We start from the raw sequence: 22,710 nt of genomic DNA on the forward strand, positions 1-22,710 counted from the left end.
CGTCGTCGGCGCTCCGCTCATGACCGGCCCGCGAAGTCCGGTGGCTGGAGGTTGCGTTGGACCACCAGGACCGGTTTCTGGAGCCGTGGCAGGTCGGTGGCGTCGGCCCGCAGCACGCGCGGGCCGAGCGTGTCCTTGCGCAGCACCAGCATCTGCACCTCGAAGGTGCCGTCGCGGCCCACCCGTACGCCGGACCTGTCCGCCGTGATGCCGAGCGACCAGGTGAGACGTACGGTCTCACCGGGCGGATAGTCCTTGCCCCGCGCCAGTACGGGCTGGCCCGGCTTGGCGACCAGCGGGGTCACTTCGAGCGAGGGCTTCAGGACGCGCAGCCGGTCGGTGTCCCTGTTGTCGGCCGTACGGCGGTCGGGCGGCGTGCCGCGCACCGTGGCCCGTACGTCACCCGTGATCGCCGCGCGGTACGTCGCCGTCTGCGTCACCTCGATACGGCCTCCGGCGGGAATCGTGCACGGCCGGGCCGCCGTACAGCGGTTCAGGGCCGGCAGGGTACGGTCGGCGCCCCGGGACGGCGCCGGCCAGGTCGCCGCGAGCACGACACCCGTCGCCGCGTCCGGCCCCGCGTTCGTGACCGTGAACCGGGCTCGGGCCGGGCGGCCGACGTACGTACGGTCCGGGCTGACGTCGGCCCGCACCGCGAGGTCCGACGTCGGTGGCACGGGGGGCGCGGGCGGCACGGGGAGTTCGAGCACCTCGAACTGGGCTGTGTCCGTACCGGTGTTGCCCGCCATGTCCGTGGCCGAGCAGGTGACCGACGTCGTCCCGACCGGGAAGAGCGCACCCGATCCGGGGTCGCAGGTCACCGGCAGCAGGCCGTCCTGGGCGTCCGTGGCCGTGGCCGTGAAGGTGATACGCGCTCCGTCGTCGCCCGTCGCCCTCACCGTGCGGTCGTCCACCGTGACGACCGGGTCGTTGACGTCGTTCACGGTGATGCTGATCTTCTGCTGGAAGTCGGGATCCGGGACGGCGGCGGGGCCGAGCGCGTCCGTGCGGCCCGGCACCTGGGTGTCGAGCAGGAACTGCACGGTGCAGGTGAGGGTCGTGCCCTGCGGGGCGTCGGCCGATACGTCGATGTTCTCCGCGAAACGCGCGATCTGGCCGCTGTCGAGCGAGCGGGTTGGTGGTTCCAGGGTGACGCCCAAATGCGGGTCGCAGTCGGTGAGTTGGTGGCCGACGGTGGTGGGGAGATTGTCGAAGCCGTCGATGATCGCCTGAGCCACTCCCGCCGACTCGATGTCCGACAGCAGGCGGCCCCCCGTGGCGTTGATGATCCGCGTGGCCTGGCCGGGGGTGGTCGGCGGGTTCTCGACGTAGTTCGGGTTGCCGGCGTCGCCGTTGCCGTTCAGGCCGTCGCCGATGGGGGTCGCCACGTCGACCCCGATCACCCGTGCCCCCTTGTCCTGGAGGTCGGCGATGGTGTCGTCGATGGTGTGGCCGAAGCTCGGCGCGTGACTGGACGCGTCGCTGACGAGGACGACGACCGGACTGGACCCCTCCCGGAACGCGGTCTTGCCGCCCGCGCCGTCGGCGATCTGCCACAGGCCGTTGATCCAGTCCTCCGAAGGGCCCCGGCTCTGGCCGCCGAGAACGGTCTTGAGCTGGTCGACGCCGTTGGTCTTCACCAGCTCAAGATCGTCCGTCAGCCCCTGAAGGACCTCGAACCCCGCGTTCACATCGCCCTCCTGGTCGCCGAACGTGGCGACCGCGAAGAATGAATCGGGCTGTTCGGCCAGGATCTTCTTGGTGATGTCGGGCAAGTTCTCCTGGATGCTGTCGATCGCGTCGTCCATGCTCGCCGTACCGTCCACCAGCAGCACCACATCCGGCTTCGGCGGGATCGCCGGAGTCCGCACCTGCTTGGTCACACCCGTCGAACCGCCGGGGTCGAGCGCCTCGTCGAGCGTCGCCGGCGTCACCCACGGATCGGGAGGTACGGGCACGGCCGCCGCAGCCCCGATCCCCGTTCCCGCACCCGTGCCCGTGCCCGTGCCCGTGCTCGCACCCGCACTTGTCGCCGTCGCCGAAACCGCCGACGCGGGCGCGAGACCGGTGGCCAGCAGGAGCAGGACGAGACCCGCCGCGCGCCCGGCGCCGCCGTGCCGGATCCGCCCGCGTGACCGCTCCCCGAGCCCCGGCTGAATCCACCGCACAGTCTTCCTCCCCGTCCCCGCGAGCCGTCTTCTGCGAACCGTTCCGCGAGCCGATTCCTGCTAACCGTCTCTACGGCCGGCCCCGGACATGCCGCCGCCGCTTGTACGGTCCCGTACAACCCCCGTACGCACAGCGGAAGTCGAGCCACTTCAACGGGAAGGCGCGGCTGCCCTTTGGGGCAATCCGCGTAGATCGACAAAGATCCCGGAGATCAAATAAGACCCTGGCGCATCGCGTACGCCACCGCGTGCGAGCGATTGCGCAATTGCAGCCGGGTCATCACGGAATGCAGCACGTTCTTGATCGTGCGCTCCGAATAGGCCAGCTTCGTCGCGATATCCGCGGTGTCATAACCCTCGGCGACCAGCCGCAGCACATCCACCTCACGCGCCGCCAGACCCGTGAAGTGCAGGCCGCGCGGCCCGAGCACCTGACCCTGCAGCCTGCCGACCTCTTCGAGGAGGCGTCCGAGCAGATCGGAGGGGAGATGCCCCTCACCCCGCGCCACCGTCCCGATGACATGCACGAGATGGTCCGGCGTCGACTCCGACCGTCTGACGACGCCGGCGACGCCGCACTCCGCCGCGCTCACCAGCTTCTGCTCGTCGATGTCCGTCGTGACCAGCACGGTCCGGCAGTCGGCGGTGCGTTGGATGTGCCGCAACGTTCTCAGCGCGTCCTCGTCGACCGCGTCCACGACGATGACCACGACCTGCGGTGCGACGTTCTCGTCGTCCCATTCCATGACACTGACCTCGGGACGGGCCCTCAACTGGCTGGCCACGCCCGCCTGCGATATCGGATCCTGGGCCCGTAACGCGACAGTGGTGCGCTCCATGCGAATGCTCCCCCTGGGCAACAGCCGGAAGCGTCACAGGAAGGCACAAGCCTCACAGCTGTAATTGACTGCCCCATCCGTTGTGAGGCTGACTGAAGATTCCCGTGTTGCCGGACAAGGAAACTGAAAGGTTGCCGCGGGCAGCGAATCTGCCCGAAAGTGTTCCTTCGCGGCCGATGTCACACCCGCGCACCGACTCTACGGTCCGCCTTATGAGTCTCACCGCAAGCCTCGACGAAACGTCCGTCGCCGCCGAGCCGGGCGAGGAGACGGCCCTTCCTCTGCAGGTCCTGAACTCGGGCCGGACGGTTGAGGAGTACCGCTTCGAGGTGGTCGGCGCGTGCGCCGCCTGGTCGGCGGTGGAGCCCGCCGTCCTGTCCCTCTATCCGGGTGACTCCGGGACCGTGTCGCTCATGCTGCGCCCGCCCCGCGACTCGACGGTGCCGGCGGGCGGGACACCGTTCGGTGTCCGGGTGGTGCCGACCGGGGACCAGGCAGGGACCGTCGTGCCCGAAGGCCGGGTGACCGTCCTGCCGTTCACGGAGACGACGGCCGAACTCGTGCCGCGCAGCTCGCACGGGTCACGGAGCGGACGGCACCGGTTCGCCGTCGACAACAGGGGCAACACACCCGTCACCGTACGGCTCGGGGCCCGGCCCGGTACCGAGCTGGCGCGGGTGGACTTCGCCGTACCCGAACTCCGGATCGAGCCGGGCCGCGCCGAGTTCGGGAAGCTGCGCGTCAGGCCGGCCAAGCGCATGTGGCGCGGCGCGCCGGTCACGCACCCCTTCCAGGTCTCCGCCGCCCCACAACCGGCGGCCGAGGGCCAGGAGCCCCCGGAACCCGTCCTGGTGGACGGCTCCTACCAGCAGGAACCGCTCCTGCCGAGCTGGCTGCCGCGGGCACTCGTCCTGGCCGCCGTCGTACTGATCGCGCTGGTCGGCCTCTGGTACGCGCTGCTGCGCCCGGCGGTGAAGTCGGCGGCCCGGGAGGCGGTCACACCCGAGGCGGTACGGTCGGCGGTCGAGGCGGACCCGAGCCGGTCGGCGGACGGGGGAGACCCGGGCGGTGCGGACTCGGCGGGTGGCGACTCGGCGGGCGGTGACTCCGCCGGCGCGGGTGCGGACGGCGGACCCGGGTCCAGTACGTCACCCAGCCCCGGCCCCTCGGCGGACGACGCCGCCGCGAACGCCCCGACCAGCGCGCAGGTACGGGTCAGCGACTCGGTGGGCGGCGGTGCGAACACCGGGACGGCCCTGCGCGTACCGGCGGGCGAGACGTTCCAACTGACGGACATCGTCGTGCAGAACCCGCAGGGTGACGCGGGGACGGTCGTCGTCTCGGCCGGGCCCGAGACCCGCGTGCTCAGCCTGGGGCTGGAGAACTTCCGTGACTCCGACTACCACTTCGTGACCCCCATCGTGGTGCCCGCCGGTGGCACGGTCACGATGACCATCGACTGCCGCAGGATCGGCAGGCCGGTGGGCGCGCCGGCTCCCTCGCGGTGCACGGAGTCGCTGTTCCTGGGCGGGACGATGAAGCCGGCCGCGGGAGGCTGAGGGGGCGGGCGGACGGGCGGTCCCGGGCGAGGTAGTCGTTGCCGTCGCGCCAACGACTACCTCACGGCATCACGCAGTCGGCGCCTCTTCCTCCTCCTCCGGGCCTTTCGTCTCGGCCCTCTGCACGAACGAGCCCTGGACGTCTGCCGGTTGCTCCTCCTCGTCCTCGGTGGCCGCCCGCTGTACGGCGGGAGCCGCCGGGATCGGCGCGGCGACGGGCGGTTGGGCCGGCGCCGGTGTCGGTGTCGGTGTCGGTGTCGGGTCGGTCAGTACCCGGTCCGCGTTCGTGACGGCCTCCCGTTCGAACCGGTCCGAGGGGTCGCTGACCCGGATGCCGCCGGGCGCATCCGTACCCTCCACCGGCCCCTCGCGCTGCTGGATCACATGGGTCAGCTCATGCGCGAGCGTGGTGCGGCCCTGGGGCGAGGAGGGGTCGTACGCGTCGCGCTGGAAGACCACGTTGTTGCCCACGGTGTACGCGTGCGCGCCGACACCCTTCGCCGACTCGTGGGCGGCCGAGTCGTTGTGGATACGTACGTCGGAGAAGTCCGCGCCCATCCGGCTCTCCAGATCCGTACGGGTCTCCGTGTCGAGGGGTGAGCCGCCGGACGACACGACGTCGTGCACCGGCGAACGACGCTCCTCCTCGGCCTGGTCCGCCGCACCGCTGCGGGCGCGCTGGATCACCGGGCCGAGCGCGCCGTTGCCGACGGCCCGCTGGAGCACGCCCATGCCGGCGGTGCCGATGACGTCGGTACGCCCTGTGGCCGCCGCGCGGTAGAGATGGTGGGCCCGCTCGTCCGGGGCACCACCCGCCGGCGGACGGTCGTGGTCCCGATCGTGGTCGCGCTCACGGTCGTGCCCGCTCTCACGCCCGCTCTCGCGCTCGTTCTGATGATCGTGATCGTGTGAATTCATCACCGTCTCCCTGACCGCACCGGTCGCCCGCCTACCCGGCCGGGCCCGCGCCGCGGCGGTACCGGCACCTCACCCTGACCGTGCGCCCGTTCGCCGTCCAGGCCGGGCACCGGCCCGACCGGGGCACCCGGCGGTGCCCCTTCGGGCAGCCCGAAGGGGTGGGCGGCCGTGAGTTCGTATCCATGTTCTGGCGGTCCATGGTTGAGCGGAACCTGGATCGGGCCGGTCTGTGCGAGGACCCTGGTGGCGGGGCGGAAACACGCCGCTGAGCAGGGAGTTCTCTGGTGAAAGCAGTGAAGACAGTGAAAGCGGTGAAGGAAGTGGCCGTACCGGATCTGGGAGGAAAGCTCGCCGTCGTGACCGGGGCGAGCGGCGGCGTCGGGCTGGGGCTGGCCGAACGGCTCGCTCGTGCGGGCGCCGAGGTGGTGCTGGCGGTTCGGGACCCGGCCAAGGGCGCTGCCGCACTTGAGCGGATCCGCGCGGGCGTGCCGGGGGCCGAGGTCTCCGCGCGCGTCCTCGACCTGGCTTCGCTGGACTCGGTCGAACGGTTCGCGGACACGCTGAACGGGGAAGGCAGACCGCTCGACATCCTCATCAACAACGCGGGAGTGATGGCACCGGCCACCCGCCACACCACGGCCGACGGCTTCGAGCTGCAATTCGGCACGAACCATCTCGGTCACCTGGCCCTCACCGGGCGGCTCCTGCCGCTGCTGCGCGCGGGCCGGGCCCGTGTCGTCACCCTGACGAGCAGCGCCGCGCGTGGCGGCGGCATCGACTGGAACGACCTCCAGGCCGAAAGGAAGTATGCCCCGGTACGGGCGTACAGTTTCTCCAAGCTGGCCAACCTGCTGTTCGCGCTCGAACTGGACCGCCGCAGCACCGCGGCCGGGTGGCACATCGCCAGCATGGCCGCTCATCCGGGCAGCACGTTGACGAATCTCTACACCGCCGGTCCCAACATGGGCCGCACGCGCCCCGCCCGCTACGAGGCACTCGTGAAGCGGCTCGCCCGCTGGGGCGTGTTCGTGCAGCCCGTCGACGCGGGGCTGCTCCCGCCGCTGTTCGCGGCCACGAGCCCGGCGGCGAAGGGCGGCCGGCTGTACGGCCCCGACGGCCCTGGTCAGTTCACCGGTGGCCCGAAGGAGCTGACCGTCTACAAGTCGGCGCGCGGCGAGGCGGACGCCGCGCGGCTCTGGGAGATCTCGGAGAAGTTGACAGGGGTCTCGTACGGGGGATCCTGACGTCCGCGATCGGACGAGCGGGCAGGTGACCGGGCAAGTGACCGGACAGGTGACCAGGCGGGCGAGCAACTGAAGGAAAAGGATCGCGGATCATGGACAGAGCCGGACTGGCCGCCTTTCTTCGGGCACGGCGCGAGGTCCTCCAGCCGGAGGATGTCGGGCTGCCGCGCGGGCGCCGGCGGCGTACCGGCGGGTTGCGCCGGGAAGAGGTCGCCGCGCTGTGCGACATGTCGGCCGACTACTACGGCCGGATCGAGCAGCCGCGCGGGCCGAATCCGTCCGAGCAGATGCTCGCCGCGCTCGCGCGGGGGCTGCGGCTGTCCATGGAGGAGCGCGATCATCTGTTCCGGCTCGGCGGGTATGCCCTTCCCCGGCGCGTGCCGGGCGGCGACCACATCAACCCCGGCATCATGCGCGTCCTCGACCGGCTCGAAGACACCCCCGCCCAGGTCGTCAACAACCGTGGGGAGACCTTGAGGCAGACCAGGATGGCTGTCGCGCTGCTGGGCGACGAGACGGCGTTCACCGGCCCGGCCCGGAGTCTGCACTACCGGTGGTTCACCGACCCTGCCTCCCGGCTGCTCCGTCCCGAGAGCGACCACGCCGCGCACAGCCGCCTCCTCGCGGCGGACCTCCACGGGGCCTGCACGCGCGACGGGAAGGACTCGCCCGTGGCCGAACTGGTGGAGGCGCTGCTGGTGGCGAGCCCCGAGTTCGCGTCGCTCTGGCGTGAACGCCCGGTGCTGGGGCCGTACTGCGCCCCGAAGCGCTTCGGACACCCACGACTTGGCCTGCTGGAGCTGCACTGCCAGACCTTGGTGGACCCCGACCAGTCGCAGACACTCCTGGTCTTCACCGCGGCGCCGGGCAGTGAGAGCCACGACAAGCTGCAGCTCCTCTCCGTCATCGGGGACCAACTCGGGTGAGTGAGTGAGTAGTGAGCGGGCGAGGGGGGCGAGGGGCGCGGGTATTCGGAAAGTGCGCCGGGTGACGGCGGGAACGGCGGCCTGCGCGGCGGTCTCGCCTACACCCCGGCGTCGCTGCGCTGGATCTTCTCGGACCTGACCGAGATCGAACTGCGCCGTATGCGCGACGAACCGCCGGAGTCCCCTCACTTCGGCGAACCCTTCCTGTGGACGGCGCTGTTCCAGGACCGCCGCCCGGCCCTCAGATGTGCGCCATGATCTGACGCACCGGTCGGCCGAGCGCGTCGGCCAGCGCGGTCAGTTCCTCATCGGTGAACCAGCCGCGCCCCGGATTCCAGACCGCGATCTCGAACCGGGCGAAGCCGCACGGCCAGTCGTACGTCAGTGTGTCGAGCGGCAACTCCCCTCCGCAGCAGGGGACTTGGGTCAGCAGCGTGGACAGGCCGTCGTCCGCCCGCGTTTCCAGGAGGTCCGTCCACCAGCCGAGGTCGACCGATTCGCCGCAGCGCGGACACCCGATCGCCATCAGGTTCGCCCCGCAGTCCACGATCGTGATCGCGTCGTGCCAGCTGACTTCGACCTCGGGGTCGATGCCGTCCGGCTGCCCCGGGGCCAGCTCGGCCGCGATCGCGGCCGCTCGGTCGGCCGCCTCCGGGCCCGGCTGCCAGTGCGGATCGGTCGGTATGACCGACAGGATGTTGTCGCTCACGTACAGGCTCGATTCGTCGATCGTCAGCGGATTGAGTGGAGTGAGCGAGCCGACGGAGTCAGACGACGCAGAACTCGTGGCCCTCCGGGTCCGCCATCTCCACATGGTCCGGCCGACCGTTCAGCTCGTGCTCACGCACCACCGTCGCACCCGCCGCCGTCAGTCGCTCGACCTCGGCCGTCACCCGTGGCCACCGCGTCTCCCAGGGGATCTCCCGGCCGCCGCCGACCCGGAGATCCAGATGCAGGCGGTTCTTCACCACCTTCGACTCCGGGACCTTGAGGAAGGACAGGCTGGGCCCGACGCCGTCCGGATCCGAGAGATACGCCCCGTCGTCCCACTCCTCCTCAGGAAGTCCCCAATCGATGAACTGGGCCTCCCAGGAGGTGAAACCGGCGGGCGGGGGCGGCTCGACATACCCCAGGGCGAGCGCCCAGAACTCCGCCAGTTTCCCGGGGTGCGCGCAGTCGATCGTCAGACTCCACTTGGTGGACACCATGCCTCCTAGGTCGTGTCCACGAACCGTATCGGGCACCACTGACAACGCCGGAAAACCAGTACCGCCCCGCTCGCCCGGCCCGATAGCGTCACGCCCCATGAAGTGATCTCTCCGCCCCACGACCGCGACCGCACACATCCTCGCGAGGAGAGATCACCATGCCCCAACGCACCACCGAGCGCTCGGACTTCACGGCCTTCACCGACTTCGTCGCCCTGGCCTCCGCGTCCCCGGACGTGGTCGGCCTCGTCCTGAGCGGATCCCAGGCCCGCCAGGGCATAGCGACCACCCGCTCCGACCACGACGTCTACGTGATCACCGCCGACGACCGCCCGGCCCTCCCGCCGGCCCTCACCGAGGGCCGGCGGTCGGCCGCGCTGGATGTCATGGCGCTCCCCCTGTCGGCGTTCCGCACCCACGGCCTGCCCGGGGACACGTACGCCTGGGACCGTTACGCCTTCGTCCACAGTCAGGTGCTCCTCGACCGGCTCGACGGCACGATCACGCAACTGGTCGAGGAGAAGGCCGTTCTCGAAGGTCTTGAGGCGCACCGTCTGGTCCGCTCCGAACTCGACGCGTACATCAACTCCCTGTACCGGTCGGTCAAGAGCCACCGCGACGCCCGGCCCGCCGTCGCGCACCTCGACGCGGCGGAGAGTGTCCCGTATCTGCTGACGGTCGTGTTCGCCCTGCACCAGCGGGTCAGGCCGTACAACAAGTACCTGCTGTGGGAGCTGGAACACCATCCGCTGGGCGCGCCCCAATGGGGCGCGGACGTGCTGTTCCCGCAGCTCCGGCGCATCGTCGCCGACGGCGACCTCGCCACGCAGCGCGCCCTCTTCGCGACCGTCGAGCGCGCCGCCCGACAGGCGGGCCACGCCGCCGTCCTCGATTCCTGGGGCAGCGACATCGACCTCCTACGTCCGCAGACCTGAACCGGACGGACACCGTCGGTGCGACTGCCCGGACGGACACCGTCAGTCGAAGTCCACCGAGCGCCCCAACTCCGCCCAGCGCGCATCGCTGTCCGTCAGTGACTTCATCCTGTCGGCGACGTAGTCGACGCCATCGCGTCGACGGTCCGACGGTCCGACAACGCTGCTACGGGAACGGTAGGTTCTGGAAACGCGATCAAAAGCGGTCAAACACGGTCAGCCGACAACATCTCCTGAGACGAGAGCGCCGATCTGGTCCCCGGCGGCACCATCAAGTGAGACCGGCCGCCGGGCCGGGGTCTCACCACTGATTGCATCTGCCCACGTCGGGGGACCGCCTGCCGGCAATGGTCAATTGAGACGGGACAGCGGCATCTCGTGGTCGACACCCGCGGCCTGCCGTTGCTGGTGATACGAGCGGCTGATCCAGCACTCCGGAACCTTGATCACCCCTCTGCGGCAGACTCAGCCGACTGTCGGGGTCGGCGGCGCGACCGCCTCACGCAGTTCGGCGGCGGTCCGGGTGACGAGCTCGGAGAGCGTCGCGTCCGGGTCGGCCAGCCAGCGGGACGTGGCGCGCCGGGAGACCGCGATCGCCACGTCGATGATGAAACGTGCCGTGCCGCGCTCGACGCCGCGGTGTCCGAGCGCCCGCGCCAGCGCGTCGGCGATGTCGGCGAGCTTGATCAGATCGCGCTCGGCCAGTGCCGGGCTGGCGGCGATCACCCGGACGCGGCGCAGCAGGAACTCGCGCGACTGAAAGACCTCGTCGGCGGTCCCCAGCGCGGTCAGTAGCGCCTCGATCGGCGTGAGGCCGGGGTCTGCCGCCTCGACCCGGGCGGCAAGGTGGGCTTCGAGTTCGTTGCCGGCGAAGAGGACTTCCCGTTTGTCCGGGAAATAGCGGTAGAAGGAGCGCTCGGTCAGACCGGCGGTGCGTGCGATCTGCGCGACCGTGGTGCGCTCGAACCCCTGCGTCTCGAACAGATCGAGCGCCGCACGCTCCAGCCGCCCCTGCGCGTCTGACTCCCATCTCGGCATACCCGCCAGCATATGACAGCAGAGGCTGTCATCATGACGCTAAGATCGATGACAACAGATGCTGTCATCACCTTGGAGATCGTCATGAAGGCTCTTCAGTTCGACCGGTTCGGATCCCCGGACGTGATCGTGCTCCGCGAGGTCCCGAAGCCGGAGCCGGGACCCGGCCGGATCCGGATCGCCGTGCGGGCGTGCGGACTGACACCGGGCGACTGGGCGGTGGTCGACGGCCTGCTCGCCGACCAGTTGCCGCCACTGCCGCGCGGACTCGGCACCGAGGTCGCGGGCACCGTCGACGCGCTCGGTGAGGGCGTCACCGGTGTCGAGATCGGCGACCGTGTGTTCGGCCCGGCGGCCTTCGACGGCCCCACGGCCGGGGCCGCCGAGTACGCGCTGATGGCGGTCTGGGCTCACACACCTGTGGGTGTCACCGCCGAGCGGGCCGCCGCGCTGCCGATGGCGGCCGAGACGGCATGGCACGCGCTCGACGACCTCGGCGTCCGGCCGGGTGAGCTGCTGCTCGTCCACGGCGCGGGCTCCACCGTGGGTGAGGTGGCGGTGCGCCTGGCACTGCACCGGGGTGTCCGGGTGATCGCCACCGCCGGGCCGACGCGGGCCGCGGCCCTGGAAGAGATCGGCGCCCGGGTGACCGGTTACGGCGACGGCATGGCCGAACGCGTCGCCGCACTGGCCGGAGGCCGCGTCGACCGCGCCCTGGACACGGCCCCGACCGGCGGCCGGATCGACCGCGCCGACCAGGCCAGCCCGGCCGGCGGCTCGCTGCCGTCCCTGATCGAGCTGACCGGAGACCCCGACCGCGTCCTCACCGTCTCGGACTTCGCCGCCGCAGCCGAGCTGGGCACCCGGATCACCCAGATCGAGATGCGCTACGACCGGATGAGCGAGTTCGCCCGGCTGGCCGGCGAAGGCGTTCTCGTCGTATCGGTCGCCCGCACCTACCCGCTCGAACAGATCCAGGAGGCGGCCGGGCTCAGCCAGTCCCGTCGGCCCGGCGGCAAGCTCATACTCGTCCCGTGATCGGGTTACCGACCTGGTCACAGGCCACCGCGTGAGCTCCAGGAGTCCGTACAACTCCCGCGGATCTCGCGGTGGCCGTACCCGTTCCCGACGGTCTCGTGGACCGGGGGCGCCGCCGCGGGCGAGCGGCAGGGGAAAGTAGGGGTTGATCGACGCGGACAGCCAAATATCCTTGTTCAATGCGCTACTTGCGGGCCCGTCGAGTTCGGAGCGATTGCCGGTGACCTATGAGATACGCGGCGCGGCGCCACCCGCGCCCGCCGGCCCGCCCCCGGCGAAGCCCGGACGGCTCGTCGCGACGAGCGATCTGCACATCCGGTACGCGGAGAACAGAAAGATCGCCGACTCCCTGTGGCCCGAGTCGGAACACGACTGGATCCTGGTGGCCGGTGACATCGGCGAGTTGGTGTCCGACATCGAGTGGACCTTGCGCACGCTGAGCGAACGGTTCGCGAAAGTCATCTGGGTGCCGGGCAACCACGAGCTGTGGACCGCCCCCGACGACCCGATCCAGCTCAGGGGCGACGCCAAGTACCGCCACCTCGTGGAGATGTGCCGGGGCCTCGGTGTCGTCACGCCGGAGGACCCCTATCCCATCTGGGAGGGCGCGGGCGGCCCCGCCGTCATCGCGCCGCTTTTCCTCCTCTACGACTACTCCTTCCGGCCCCCGGGCACGGACTCCAAGGAATCTGCCCTCGCGGTCGCCGAGGCCGCAGGCGTTGTCTGCACCGACGAGTTCCTGCTCCACCCCGACCCGTATCCCAGCAGGGAGGCGTGGTGCCGCGCCCGGCTCACGGCCACCGAGCGCCGGCTGGCCGAGATCCCGCCCGAGCTGCCCACCGTGCTGATCAACCACTGGCCGCTGGTGCGCGAACCCACGAACGTGCTGTGGCGCCCGGAGTTCGCGCTGTGGTGCGGCACGAAGGGCTCGGCCGACTGGCCGCAGAGATTCCGGGCCGCCTCGGTCGTGTACGGGCATCTGCACATTCCCCGGCTGATGTGGTGCGACGGGGTGCCCCATCAGGAGGTCTCCCTGGGTTATCCGAGGGAGTGGGGACGGCGCACACAGGAGCCGGGCCGCCCCGTACAGATCCTGCCGTTGCCGGTCCGTGAGGAAGCGGGGCAGCCGCGGTGATCGAACGCATCGTGCCCGCCGCCACGGAGACGGCCGAGGCGTACGGTGACCTGCCCGGGGCCATGCTCTTCCCCGAGGAGGAGCTGCTCGTGAAAGCCGCCGTGGCCAAGCGCCGTGGCGAGTTCACCACCGCACGGCACTGCGCGCGGCAGGCCCTGACGAGGCTGGGCGCGCCGGCCGGGGCGATCCTGACCGGCGAGCGTGGCGCGCCGCTGTGGCCCGAGGGCGTGGTCGGCAGCATCACGCACTGCGACGGCTACCGCGCCGCCGTCGTCGCCCGCCCCGCGCAGGTCACCTCGATCGGCATCGACGCGGAGCCCGCGCTGCCGCTGCCCTCCGGGGTCCTGGACGCGGTGGCCCTGGCCGACGAGCGGATCGCGGTCAAGGAACTCCTCGAGTCCGCGCCGGGCGTGCCGTGGGACCGGCTGCTGTTCAGCGCCAAGGAGTCCGTCTACAAGGCGTGGTTCCCGCTGATGAGGCGCTTCCTGGAGTTCGAGGGGGCCCGGCTCGTCTTCGACCAGGCGGGAGGGATCGCCCCCGCGGGTGGGACTGACCCGGCGGGTGGGACCGGCCCGGTGGGCGGGACGTTCACGGCGCACCTCCTTGCGGGGCCGGCGAAGGCCGGGAGCCGTACCTTGCACACGTTCGACGGACGCTGGCTCTCGGAGAACGGCATCGTGCTGACGTCCGTCACCGTCCCCGCGTAGTGGTGTGACCGGGCTGTCCGTCCAAGTCCGAGTCCAAGTCTGAGTCCGAGGGCGGACAACCCGGTCACACACCACCGCGTACGCCGCGCATGCCACGTACGCCGCACACCGCTCAGGCGATCGACGCCGAAACGATCGCCGCCACCGCGATGTTGCACGACGCCGTGACCCACACCGCCGGATGCGGCTCCGCCTCGACCAGCGTCGCGCCCAGCTTGCCCGGCGTCACCAGATCCACCACCAGGAACGCCACCGCCATCATCACGAGGCCGAGCACCCCGAACGCGGCCGTCGACGCCAGGCCCTTGCCGAAGTCGTCGTACGTCGTCCAGATGGACGTGAAGACGATGCCGCCGATACCCAGGAGCGCCGAGCTGAGCAGAAGCGCGGCGTTGCGGTTCCGCTCCTCCCAGATCTGCTTGCCGAGCTTCCCCGGTGTCAGCACGTCGACGAGGACGATACCGAGGATCAGAAGGACCACACCGAGCGCGCCGTAGGCGCCCGCTCGGCCAAGTCCGTTGACTATGTCGTTCATTGGGAAGCTCGTCTCCGCTGCTGAAGATGATCGTGGCAAAGGCGTCGCAAAATGTATCGCACGGTGTACGAGCTGCGAGGGCGAGCCGGAAACCGCAGCCGAACCGCGTCCCGACCGTGGCCGGAAGCTCGTGTTCCCCGCCCGGATTATCGATCAACGTGCTTAAGCTCCTGCTTTGTCCGACCGTGTGGAGCGCACGGAACAGACCCGGACACGCACCTCACGAGGCGGCGCGCCCTGCTCACTACGATCGGTGTGACCGCCGTCGCGGCAGGCGCGCCGGCACGCGCGTCCGCCACCGTCGGCGGTCCCGCGCCCGCCACCGAAAGGACCCCCGTCGTGCAAGCCGCCACCCCGGCCAGCCAAACGGCCAGCGCTCCGGACAGCGCCCGTGACAGCGCTCCGGTCGACTCGCCGGTCGACTCACCGACCGATGCGCCGGCCAGGAACGATCCGTACGACCGGCCCGTCGCCGAACTGCTCGCGAGGATGACCGACGACGAGAAGCTCGGCCAGCTCCAGCAACTCGCCTGGGCGGGTGCCACCGGCCCCGGAGGAACCCAGACCCGGGAGGCCGAAGAGGCGGCCCGCGCGGGCCTGTTGGGCTCCGTACTGAACATCCACGGCGCCAAGGAGAGCAACGCCCTCCAGCGGATCGCGGTCGAGGAGTCCCGGCTCGGCATCCCGCTGATCTTCGGCCTCGACATCATCCACGGCTTCTGGACCACCTTCCCGATCCCGCTCGCCCAGGCGGCGAGCTTCGACCCGGCGGTCTCCGAACTGGACGCGTCGGTCTCGGCGGCCGAGGCGCGGTCCAACGGTGTGCACTGGACGTTCGCGCCGATGATGGACGTGACCAGCGAGCCGCGCTGGGGCCGGATCGCGGAGTCCGGCGGCGAAGACCCTTATCTGAACGCGGTGTTGGCGGCGGCCAAGGTGCGCGGCTACCAGGGCGGCGATCTGAAGGCGAAGGATCGCATCGCCGCCTGTGCCAAGCACTACGTCGCGTACGGCGGCGCCGAGGGCGGCCGTGACTACAACACCGTCGACGTGTCCGAGGCGCGGCTGCGCAATCACTACCTGCCGCCCTTCAAGGTGGCCGTGGACGCCCAAGTGGCCACCGTCATGGCCTCGTTCAACACCATCAGCGGCGTCCCCGCCCACGGCAACGCGCACACCCTCACCCGGATCCTCAAGCACGACTGGGGATTTGACGGTTTCGTCGTCAGCGACTGGACCGGAGTCCAGGAACTCATCCCGCACGGCTTCGCCGCCGACGGCGAGGACGCGGCCCGCCTCGCGCTGGGCGCCGGCGTCGACATGGAGATGGTCAGCACCCATGTCGCCGACCACGGGCGGAAGTTGCTGCGCGAGGGCCGGATCGACGCCGCGCGGCTGGACGACGCGGTGACCCGCGTCCTGCGCGTCAAGTTCCGCCTCGGCCTCTTCGACGAGCCGTACGTCCCCGAGAAGGCCGAGATCACCGGCCCGACGGAGCAGGCCCGGTCGGCGGCCCGTACGGCCGCCGCGCGCTCCATGGTGCTGCTCAGGAACGAGGGCGGCGCGCTGCCGCTCGCGAAGAGCGTCCGGTCCGTCGCCGTCGTCGGTCCGTTCGCCGACTCCGACGATCTCCAGGGCACCTGGGCGGGGCCCGGCGCGGAGAAGTTCCCGTCCGTCACGGTGCTCGACGCCGTACGGGCCGCCCTGCCGGACACCGAGGTGACCCACGCCCCGGGCATCGACGCCGCAGGCCAGGACACCGGCACGCTCCCCGACGCGGTCGCCGCGGCACGGGCCGCCGACGTCACCGTCGTCGTCGTGGGGGAGAGCCCCGCCATCAGCGGCGAGGCGAACTCCCGGAGCGACATCGGACTGCCGGGCCGCCAGGACGAGTTGATCGAAGCGGTCGCGGCGACGGGCAAGCCGTACGTCGTCGTCCTCGTCAACGGCCGCCCGCTCGCCCTCGGCGACTGGGCCGACCACGCCCCCGCCGTACTGGAGGCGTGGCACCCCGGCATGGAGGCCGGGAACGCGGTCGCCGACGTGCTGTTCGGCGACGTCGACCCCGGTGGCCGCCTCCCGGCGTCCTTCCCCCGTACGGTCGGTCAGCTCCCCGTCAACTACAACCACGAGCGGACCGGCCGCCCCTACGACCCCGCCGTCCCGGACCAGCGCTACGTCTCCCGGTACCTGGACGTGCCGGACGGCCCGCGCTACCCGTTCGGCCACGGTCTGAGCTACACCACCTGCACCCTGACCGCGCCCACGCTCGGCCGGAACACGATCGCCGCCGCGTCCCTGCGCGAGGGCGACACGGTCGAGGTGGCCGTCACCGTACGCAACACGGGCACGCGCGACGGCGACGAGGTCGTCCAGCTGTATCTCCACGACCCGGTCGCGAGCATCGTGCAGCCGGTACGGCGCCTGCGCGGGTTCCGCCGGGTGAGTCTCGCGGCCGGGGAGTCCACCACGGTGCGCTTCGGCCTCGGCGCGGAGGACTTCGGCTTCTGGACCAATGATCCCGACGGCCGGTTCGTGGTGGAGGAGGGCACGGTCGACATCTTCGTCGGCACCAGTTCGACGGCCACGGCCAAGGACACCCTGACGATCACCTGAGGACGCGCCTGAGGACGCGCCTGAGGACGGGCCTGAGGACGGGCCCACTTGCCTCGGGAAGAGGCCCGCCGGATGATTCCGGCGGGCCTCTTCCTTGTACGGAGAGCACCCGGAGAGCGATTTCTCCGACGACCAGGGAGACGAACCCGCCATGGCAGAGATCGACATCCGCGACAACCGCGCGCAGGGCAGGCTGGAGGCGTACGAGGGCGACCAGCTCGTCGGCGTCGTCGGCTACTTCGTGATGGCCGGCGCCCCCGCCGCGCTCGTGGCCGTCCACACGGTGGTGGAGCAGGGCCACGAGGGCAAGGGCATCGCGGGCACGCTGGTGAAGGAGTTCTACGAGACGGCGGCCCGCGAGGGCGTGCCCGTCGTCCCGCTGTGCCCGTACGCGGCCAGGTGGGCGCAGCGGCACCCGGACGAGGTGGCGGTGGCCCCGGCGGCCGACGAGGACACGGTGCGCGCCGCGGAGGAGCAGCTGAAGGCGGACTCCGGGCGCTGGTGAGGCCGCCGGGGGCGGAGCGCCGCGCCCGGAATCAGCGCGTCGGGCCGATCAAGAGTGGACCCGGCGCGCGTGGGCACGCGCATCGGGAGACATTGGGAACGCACGAGTCCGTACTTTTGGAGGACTGGCATGACCCATCCGTATCCCGACCCCGTACCGCCGTCGCCCACCCCGACGCCGGGGCCGCCCGGACCCGAGCCGGGCCCCGCGCCCGGACCGCTGCCCGGCCCGGCGCCCGTTCCCGCGCCCCCGCCCGCGCCCTCACCGGACCCGATCCCCAGCCCGCCGGGGCCCGACCCGGTCCCGGACCCGGAGCCCCAGCCGGGACCGCTCGGCTGAGGCCGAGGCCGTACGCGTGAACGACCGGATGCCGACGGGTCGCCCCGTCGGCATCCGGCCGTTCGGCGAACTCCGGTCAGCCGGAGACCTCGGAGCGGTCGCCGCCCCACAGGGTGTGGAACGACCCCTCACGGTCCGTACGCCGGTAGGTGTGCGCACCGAAGAAGTCCCGCTGGCCCTGCGTGAGCGCGGCCGGCAGCCGCTCCGCGCGCAGCGCGTCGTAGTAGGAGAGCGCCGCCGCGAAGCCCGGCGTCGGCACACCCTGCCGCACCGCCGTCGCGATCACCTCGCGCCAGTCGTCCTGAGCCGCGCCGATCTCCTCGGCGAACTGCTTGTCGGCGAGCAGGCTCGGCAGATCGCGCTGCGCGTCGTACGCGCCCCGGATCCGGTCCAGGAACGCCGCCCGGATGATGCAGCCCGCACGCCAGATCGCGGCGACGGACCCGAGGTCGATGTTCCAGCCGTACTCCTCGCTGCCCGCCTGGATCTGGTGGAAGCCCTGCGTGTACGACACGATCTTCGACGCATACAGCGCCTGCTCGACCTGGTCCGCGAAGCGCGCGGCCTCGTCCTCGCTCAGCGCCGTCGCCGTCGGGCCCGGCAGCGTCTGTGAGACGTCCCGCAGCGCGGCGTGCCCGGAGAGCGAGCGCGCGAAGACCGCCTCGGCGATGCCGGAGACCGGCACCCCGAGGTCGAGGGCGATCTGCACCGTCCAGCGGCCGGTGCCCTTCTGCTCGGCCTGGTCGACGACGACGTCGACGAAGGGCTTGCCCGTCGCGGCGTCCTGGTGGGCCAGCACCTCGGCCGTGATCTCGATCAGGTACGAGTCGAGCCGCCCGGTGTTCCACGTCCGGAACGTCTCGGCGATCTTCTCGGGGGAGTAGCCGGCGACCGAGCGCAGCAGGTGGTACGCCTCGGCGATCAGCTGCATGTCGGCGTACTCGATGCCGTTGTGCACCATCTTCACGAAGTGCCCGGCGCCGTCGGGGCCGATGTGGGCCACCGTCGGGGTGCCGTCCGGCGCCTTGGCGGCGATGCGCTCCAGCAGCGGGCCGAGCGACTCGTAACTCTCCTTCGACCCACCGGGCATGATGCTCGGTCCGTGCAGGGCGCCCTCCTCGCCGCCGGAGATGCCCACGCCGACGAAGTGGATGCCGCGCTCGCGCAGCTCCTTCTCCCGGCGCCGGGTGTCGGCGAAGTGCGCGTTGCCGCCGTCGATGATGACGTCGCCCTCTTCGAGCAGCGGGGCGAACTCCTGGATCACGGCGTCGGTCGCGTCGCCGGCCTTCACCATGATGACGAGGCGGCGCGGGCGCTCCAGCGCGGCGACGAACTCCTCCGCGGAGTCCGCGGGAACGAAGACGCCCTCCTCGCCGAACTCCTCGACCAGGGCGTGGGTCTTCGACGCTGTGCGGTTGTGCAGGGCGACGGCGAAGCCGTTGCGGGCGAAGTTCCGGGCGAGATTGCGGCCCATCACCGCGAGCCCGGTGACGCCGATCTGGGCAGTACCACTCATGCGTGTGCTCCTGGGTCTCCGTCGGATGTACCTCGTCCGGCGGTAGGGGTACGTAACGCCGGACACGGCTGTTCATCGATCTTCAAGCCGCCCGCATTCTTCCGCATTCCGGGTCGGTCGCGTCGGGTCCGTTCATTTCTTGGTCAGATGCCGCGTCGTGATGGACCGTCGTTCACCAACTCTTGACACTCTCTCAGCGTCGGCGTAACACTGGCCTGGCTTTGGAGAGCGCTCTCCCACAGTGATCCCGGTGCTCCTGACGGTCCCGGATCCAGAGGCCACTCTCCGCGGTGCACCGTCCAGTACCACTCTCTCCCCCCACCGCATACGGTCCGTATGCGGACGAAGAGCGGCATGGAGGTCCGCATGGCCGAAAGACTCCGCAGAACCACCCTGGTGTCCGCGTTGCTCGTGTTCACCTCCCTGGCCCTGGTGGCCATGGGTCTGACCGCGATCACGGACACCGCTACCGCCGACCCCAAGAACGACCGCGGCACCACGGCCGCGTCCCACGTGGGACACAAGATGCCCCCGGCCGTCCCCGTACCCTCGGGCGACGACCCCGACGGCGACGGCTACATACCGGCGAACCCGCCGGTCACCGGCGTCGTACCGTCGGCCGAGATACCGCCGCACCGCTACTTCCACGAGTTCCAGGCGAACTGCGAGGTCACCCACACCAGGCCGGACGACCCGATCGTCTACCCCGGCCAGTCGGGCGCCTCGCACGACCACACCTTCATGGGCAACAGGACCACCGACGCCAACAGCACCACGGCGTCGCTGGACGCCGGCACCACGGCGTGCAAGGCGCCGGGCGACCGGTCCGCGTACTGGATGCCGACCCTGCTCAACGGGGACCAGCCGGTACGGCCCATCGGCCCGCAGGTCATCTACTACAAGGCGGGAGTCACCGACTACCGGACCGTCCGGCCGTTCCCGAAGGGCCTGCGGTTCGTGGTCGGCAGCCCCACCCAGACGGCCGAGCAGTTCCGTAACCACCCGGGCTGGGTGGAGGGCTGGGAGTGCGGCAATTCGTTCAACAACACCGAGATCCCGGCCAGTTGCCCGTCCACCCCTGATGTCCAGCTCAACCTGCGTTTCCAGGCACCCAGTTGCTGGGACGGAAAGTATCTGGACACCCCGGACCACAAGAGTCACATGGCCTATCCGCTCGTCCAGGGCGCCAACCAGGACGTCTGCCCGACGTCGCACCCGGTGGCGCTGCCGATGGTCGAGTTCAAGATGGCATGGCCGGTGAACGGAGACATGTCCAAGGTGAGACTCGCGAGTGGGACGGGGCACTCCTTCCACTACGACTTCTTCAACGCCTGGGACAACGCCACGCTCGGCGCCATGGTCAACCACTGCGTCGTCGGTGGCCTCCAGTGCGACGCGCGCGGCTACGACCAGAACAACCCCGGGGCCGGTGCGGCCCTGAACGAGGACTACCAACTGCCATGACCGGGACCGCTCTCCCGCCGGGGTGTACTCCGCCCTGGCGGGAGAGCGCTCTCCCAGCTTCTCCCGCCGTACTGCTCGCTTTCCATATCCCCGCCCGCACTCTCCCCACAGGTGACTCATGAGCGATACGAAACTCCTCCCAAGACTCGCCACCGGCCGGCTGCGCACGATGGCATCGGTCGCCGCCACCGCACTCCTCGCGGCCTTCGCCGTGACCGTCCCGGCCGCCGCCCCCGCGCAGGCGGCCGGCAGCGTCGTCAAGGTCACCGGCTCCCAAGGCGCCTGGCAGCTGACCGTCGACGGGGCGCCCTACCAGGTCAAGGGCCTGACCTGGGGGCCGTCCGTCGCCGACGCGGACAGGTACATGCCCGACGTGGCCTCCATGGGCGTCAACACCATCCGGACCTGGGGCACCGACGGCACCACCAAGCCCCTCCTCGACTCGGCCGCCGCCAACGGCGTCAAGGTCATCGCCGGCTTCTGGCTGCAGCCCGGCGGCGGCCCCGGCAGCGGCGGCTGCGTCAACTACCTCACCGACACGCAGTACAAGAACGACATGCTCGCCGAGTTCCCCAGGTGGGTGGAGACCTACAAGGACCACGCGGGCGTGCTGATGTGGAACGTCGGCAACGAGTCCGTACTCGGCCTGCAGAACTGCTACAGCGGCGACGCCCTGGAGCAGCAGCGCAACGCGTACACGACCTTCGTCAACGACATCGCCAAGAAGATCCACGCCGTCGACCCGAACCACCCGGTGACCTCGACCGACGCCTGGACCGGGGCCTGGCCGTACTACCAGCGCAACTCGCCCGACCTCGACCTGTACGCGGTCAACTCCTACGCCGACGTGTGCAACATCGAGGAGACCTGGAACGCCGGCGGCTACACCAAGCCCTACATCGTCACCGAGGGCGGCCCGGCCGGTGAGTGGGAGGTCGACGACGACGTCAACGGCGTGGCGTCCGAGCCCACCGACGTGGCGAAGGCCCAGGGCTACAAGGACGCGTGGAACTGCGTCACGGGCCACGAGGGTGTCGCGCTCGGCGCGACGCTCTTCCACTACGGCACCGAGTACGACTTCGGCGGCGTCTGGTTCAACCTGCTGCCCGCGGGCCAGAAGCGCCTCTCGTACTACGCGGTGAAGGAGGCGTACGGCAGGAGCACCGCCGGTGACAACAAGCCGCCGGTGATCTCGAACATGGCCGTCGACGGCGCCACGGCCGTACCCGCCGGACGTCCGTTCAAGGTCACGTCGGACGTGACGGACCCGAACGGTGACGCCCTGAGCTACGAGGTACTGGTCAACAGCAAGTACATAGACAACGGCGGCCAGTTGACCCCGGCGCAGTTCACCGCCGACGGCAACGGCGACTTCACCGTGACGGCGCCGGACAAGCTCGGCGTGTGGAAGGTGTACATCAAGGCGTCCGACGGCAAGGGCAACGTGGGGATCGAGACCAAGTCCTTCAAGGTCGTGCCGCCGCCTGTCAACGGCACCAACGTGGCCAAGGGGAAGCCGGCCTCGGCGTCGTCCTTCCAGCCCGACAGCGTCGGCTGCCCCTGCCCGGCGTCCAACGCCGTCGACGGTGACTTCGGCAGCCGCTGGGCCAGCGACTGGGCCGACCCGCAGTGGATCCAGGTCGACCTGGGCGCGCGTACCGACTTCAAGCACGTACAGCTCGCCTGGGAGGGCGCGTACGCCAAGAGCTACACCGTCCAGACCTCCGACAACGGGCAGGACTGGAACACCCTGAAGACCGTCACGGGGGGCAACGGAGGCATCGACGACATCGAGGTCACCGGCGCGGCCCGGTACGTACGGGTCAACGCGACCGAACGCGGCACCGCGTGGGGCTACTCGCTCTACGAGTTCGGGGTCTACAGCTGATCCGGGGTCCCCGGCCGACCGTGCCCGACCGGGCCGATCCGGTCGGGACCGGCGGCTGATCGCTCCCGCCGCGCCGTGCCCACCCCGCCGACGGCGCGGCGGTCCCGCGGCGGGTCACGGCAGGTCCGTGAC

20 protein-coding genes and 1 pseudogene are annotated in these 22,710 nt (G+C 70.7%); 13 read left to right on the forward strand and 8 right to left on the reverse strand.

Annotated features, from left to right (window positions below; translation table 11 throughout):
* Nucleotides 1-17: 17 nt before the first annotated feature.
* Nucleotides 18-2,168 carry an HYR domain-containing protein gene (locus ACFUN8_RS21035; RefSeq protein ID WP_383639665.1) on the reverse strand — a complete coding sequence of 717 codons (2,151 nt, stop codon included), beginning with the start codon at nt 2,166-2,168 and terminating at the stop codon, nt 18-20.
* Nucleotides 2,169-2,380: 212 nt separating this feature from the next.
* Nucleotides 2,381-3,007: a response regulator transcription factor gene (locus ACFUN8_RS21040; RefSeq protein ID WP_383639668.1), complete on the reverse strand. Its 627-nt coding sequence runs from the start codon at nt 3,005-3,007 to the stop codon at nt 2,381-2,383.
* 212 nt (nt 3,008-3,219) lie between these two features.
* On the opposite strand from ACFUN8_RS21040, the gene ACFUN8_RS21045 reads away from it, so the two are divergent.
* A complete protein-coding gene (locus ACFUN8_RS21045) occupies nt 3,220-4,566 on the forward strand; it encodes a hypothetical protein (protein WP_383639671.1) in 1,347 nt (448 codons plus the stop codon).
* A 69-nt stretch (nt 4,567-4,635) separates the two neighbouring features.
* On the opposite strand, the gene ACFUN8_RS21050 is transcribed toward ACFUN8_RS21045, so the two are convergent.
* Nucleotides 4,636-5,484 (reverse strand): DUF4157 domain-containing protein, encoded by an 849-nt coding sequence (locus ACFUN8_RS21050; protein WP_383639674.1) that lies wholly within the window; start codon nt 5,482-5,484, stop codon nt 4,636-4,638.
* Between the two features lie 293 nt (nt 5,485-5,777).
* Between ACFUN8_RS21050 and ACFUN8_RS21055 the strand changes: the two genes are divergently transcribed.
* From ACFUN8_RS21055 to ACFUN8_RS21065, 3 genes and pseudogenes are all read left to right on the forward strand, one after another.
* Nucleotides 5,778-6,728, forward strand: coding sequence for an SDR family oxidoreductase (locus ACFUN8_RS21055; protein ID WP_383639677.1), 951 nt, complete (start codon nt 5,778-5,780; stop codon nt 6,726-6,728).
* A 92-nt stretch (nt 6,729-6,820) separates the two neighbouring features.
* Nucleotides 6,821-7,654 (forward strand): helix-turn-helix transcriptional regulator, encoded by an 834-nt coding sequence (locus tag ACFUN8_RS21060; protein ID WP_383639680.1) that lies wholly within the window; start codon nt 6,821-6,823, stop codon nt 7,652-7,654.
* Nucleotides 7,655-7,669: 15 nt separating this feature from the next.
* Nucleotides 7,670-7,912, forward strand: a pseudogene (locus ACFUN8_RS21065) (SAM-dependent methyltransferase); the annotation flags it as partial.
* On the opposite strand, the gene ACFUN8_RS21070 reads toward ACFUN8_RS21065, so the two are convergent.
* Entirely contained in the window at nt 7,896-8,363 is a 468-nt protein-coding gene (locus tag ACFUN8_RS21070; RefSeq protein WP_383639683.1) for a hypothetical protein, read from the reverse strand. The pseudogene ACFUN8_RS21065 and the gene ACFUN8_RS21070 overlap by 17 nt on opposite strands.
* A 58-nt stretch (nt 8,364-8,421) precedes the next feature.
* Nucleotides 8,422-8,859 carry a VOC family protein gene (locus tag ACFUN8_RS21075; RefSeq protein ID WP_383639708.1) on the reverse strand — a complete coding sequence of 146 codons (438 nt, stop codon included), beginning with the start codon at nt 8,857-8,859 and terminating at the stop codon, nt 8,422-8,424.
* A 161-nt stretch (nt 8,860-9,020) separates the two neighbouring features.
* Here ACFUN8_RS21075 and ACFUN8_RS21080 point away from each other — a divergent pair, with 161 nt between their 5' ends.
* Nucleotides 9,021-9,797, forward strand: a complete 777-nt coding sequence (locus ACFUN8_RS21080) for a hypothetical protein (protein ID WP_383639686.1) — start codon at nt 9,021-9,023, stop codon at nt 9,795-9,797.
* A 465-nt stretch (nt 9,798-10,262) separates the two neighbouring features.
* Here the strand turns inward: ACFUN8_RS21080 and ACFUN8_RS21085 are convergent, their stop codons facing one another.
* Nucleotides 10,263-10,835: a TetR/AcrR family transcriptional regulator gene (locus tag ACFUN8_RS21085; RefSeq protein ID WP_383639689.1), complete on the reverse strand. Its 573-nt coding sequence runs from the start codon at nt 10,833-10,835 to the stop codon at nt 10,263-10,265.
* Nucleotides 10,836-10,919: 84 nt separating this feature from the next.
* On the opposite strand from ACFUN8_RS21085, the gene ACFUN8_RS21090 reads away from it, so the two are divergent.
* The 3 genes from ACFUN8_RS21090 to ACFUN8_RS21100 all read left to right on the forward strand — a co-directional run bounded on the left by ACFUN8_RS21090 (nt 10,920) and on the right by ACFUN8_RS21100 (nt 13,715).
* Complete coding sequence (locus ACFUN8_RS21090) at nt 10,920-11,873, forward strand: NADP-dependent oxidoreductase (protein WP_383639711.1); 954 nt, start codon at nt 10,920-10,922, stop codon at nt 11,871-11,873.
* Between the two features lie 220 nt (nt 11,874-12,093).
* Nucleotides 12,094-13,008, forward strand: coding sequence for a metallophosphoesterase family protein (locus tag ACFUN8_RS21095; RefSeq protein ID WP_383639692.1), 915 nt, complete (start codon nt 12,094-12,096; stop codon nt 13,006-13,008).
* A complete protein-coding gene (locus ACFUN8_RS21100; RefSeq protein WP_383639695.1) occupies nt 13,005-13,715 on the forward strand; it encodes a 4'-phosphopantetheinyl transferase in 711 nt (236 codons plus the stop codon). Before ACFUN8_RS21095 ends, ACFUN8_RS21100 begins: the two co-directional genes overlap by 4 nt.
* Before the next feature lie 112 nt (nt 13,716-13,827).
* Here the strand turns inward: ACFUN8_RS21100 and ACFUN8_RS21105 are convergent, their stop codons facing one another.
* On the reverse strand, nt 13,828-14,250 hold the full coding sequence (locus ACFUN8_RS21105; protein ID WP_354606418.1) for a DUF350 domain-containing protein: 423 nt from the start codon (nt 14,248-14,250) through the stop codon (nt 13,828-13,830).
* 489 nt (nt 14,251-14,739) lie between these two features.
* On the opposite strand from ACFUN8_RS21105, the gene ACFUN8_RS21110 reads away from it, so the two are divergent.
* The 3 genes from ACFUN8_RS21110 (at nt 14,740) to ACFUN8_RS21120 (ending at nt 17,710) form a co-directional block, all read left to right on the forward strand.
* Nucleotides 14,740-16,866 carry a glycoside hydrolase family 3 N-terminal domain-containing protein gene (locus ACFUN8_RS21110; RefSeq protein ID WP_383639714.1) on the forward strand — a complete coding sequence of 709 codons (2,127 nt, stop codon included), beginning with the start codon at nt 14,740-14,742 and terminating at the stop codon, nt 16,864-16,866.
* A 94-nt stretch (nt 16,867-16,960) separates the two neighbouring features.
* On the forward strand, nt 16,961-17,371 hold the full coding sequence (locus ACFUN8_RS21115) for a GNAT family N-acetyltransferase (RefSeq protein ID WP_383639698.1): 411 nt from the start codon (nt 16,961-16,963) through the stop codon (nt 17,369-17,371).
* A gap of 129 nt (nt 17,372-17,500) precedes the next feature.
* Complete coding sequence (locus ACFUN8_RS21120; protein WP_382568158.1) at nt 17,501-17,710, forward strand: hypothetical protein; 210 nt, start codon at nt 17,501-17,503, stop codon at nt 17,708-17,710.
* Nucleotides 17,711-17,786: 76 nt separating this feature from the next.
* On the opposite strand, the gene gndA is transcribed toward ACFUN8_RS21120, so the two are convergent.
* Entirely contained in the window at nt 17,787-19,226 is a 1,440-nt protein-coding gene (gndA, locus tag ACFUN8_RS21125) for an NADP-dependent phosphogluconate dehydrogenase (protein WP_354605487.1), read from the reverse strand.
* A gap of 366 nt (nt 19,227-19,592) precedes the next feature.
* Here gndA and ACFUN8_RS21130 point away from each other — a divergent pair, with 366 nt between their 5' ends.
* Complete coding sequence (locus ACFUN8_RS21130) at nt 19,593-20,690, forward strand: DUF1996 domain-containing protein (RefSeq protein ID WP_383639702.1); 1,098 nt, start codon at nt 19,593-19,595, stop codon at nt 20,688-20,690.
* Between the two features lie 118 nt (nt 20,691-20,808).
* On the forward strand, nt 20,809-22,578 hold the full coding sequence (locus ACFUN8_RS21135) for a discoidin domain-containing protein (RefSeq protein ID WP_383639705.1): 1,770 nt from the start codon (nt 20,809-20,811) through the stop codon (nt 22,576-22,578).
* Nucleotides 22,579-22,710 lie beyond the last annotated feature (132 nt).

Source organism: Streptomyces sp. NPDC057307 (assembly GCF_042667665.1).
Lineage (GTDB): Bacteria > Actinomycetota > Actinomycetes > Streptomycetales > Streptomycetaceae > Streptomyces.

Excerpts from the sequence above, each read along its gene's own strand:
- ACFUN8_RS21040 (WP_383639668.1), bottom strand. The coding sequence starts at position 3,007 with ATGGAGCGCACCACTGTCGCGTTACGGGCCCAGGATCCGATATCGCAG.
- ACFUN8_RS21045 (WP_383639671.1), top strand. The coding sequence starts at position 3,220 with ATGAGTCTCACCGCAAGCCTCGACGAAACGTCCGTCGCCGCCGAGCCG.
- ACFUN8_RS21050 (WP_383639674.1), bottom strand. The coding sequence starts at position 5,484 with ATGAATTCACACGATCACGATCATCAGAACGAGCGCGAGAGCGGGCGT.
- ACFUN8_RS21060 (WP_383639680.1), top strand. The coding sequence starts at position 6,821 with ATGGACAGAGCCGGACTGGCCGCCTTTCTTCGGGCACGGCGCGAGGTC.
- ACFUN8_RS21080 (WP_383639686.1), top strand. The coding sequence starts at position 9,021 with ATGCCCCAACGCACCACCGAGCGCTCGGACTTCACGGCCTTCACCGAC.
- ACFUN8_RS21085 (WP_383639689.1), bottom strand. The coding sequence starts at position 10,835 with ATGCCGAGATGGGAGTCAGACGCGCAGGGGCGGCTGGAGCGTGCGGCG.
- ACFUN8_RS21090 (WP_383639711.1), top strand. The coding sequence starts at position 10,920 with ATGAAGGCTCTTCAGTTCGACCGGTTCGGATCCCCGGACGTGATCGTG.
- ACFUN8_RS21105 (WP_354606418.1), bottom strand. The coding sequence starts at position 14,250 with ATGAACGACATAGTCAACGGACTTGGCCGAGCGGGCGCCTACGGCGCG.
- ACFUN8_RS21110 (WP_383639714.1), top strand. The coding sequence starts at position 14,740 with ATGACCGACGACGAGAAGCTCGGCCAGCTCCAGCAACTCGCCTGGGCG.
- ACFUN8_RS21120 (WP_382568158.1), top strand. The coding sequence starts at position 17,501 with ATGACCCATCCGTATCCCGACCCCGTACCGCCGTCGCCCACCCCGACG.
- gndA (WP_354605487.1), bottom strand. The coding sequence starts at position 19,226 with ATGAGTGGTACTGCCCAGATCGGCGTCACCGGGCTCGCGGTGATGGGC.
- ACFUN8_RS21130 (WP_383639702.1), top strand. The coding sequence starts at position 19,593 with ATGGCCGAAAGACTCCGCAGAACCACCCTGGTGTCCGCGTTGCTCGTG.
- ACFUN8_RS21135 (WP_383639705.1), top strand. The coding sequence starts at position 20,809 with ATGAGCGATACGAAACTCCTCCCAAGACTCGCCACCGGCCGGCTGCGC.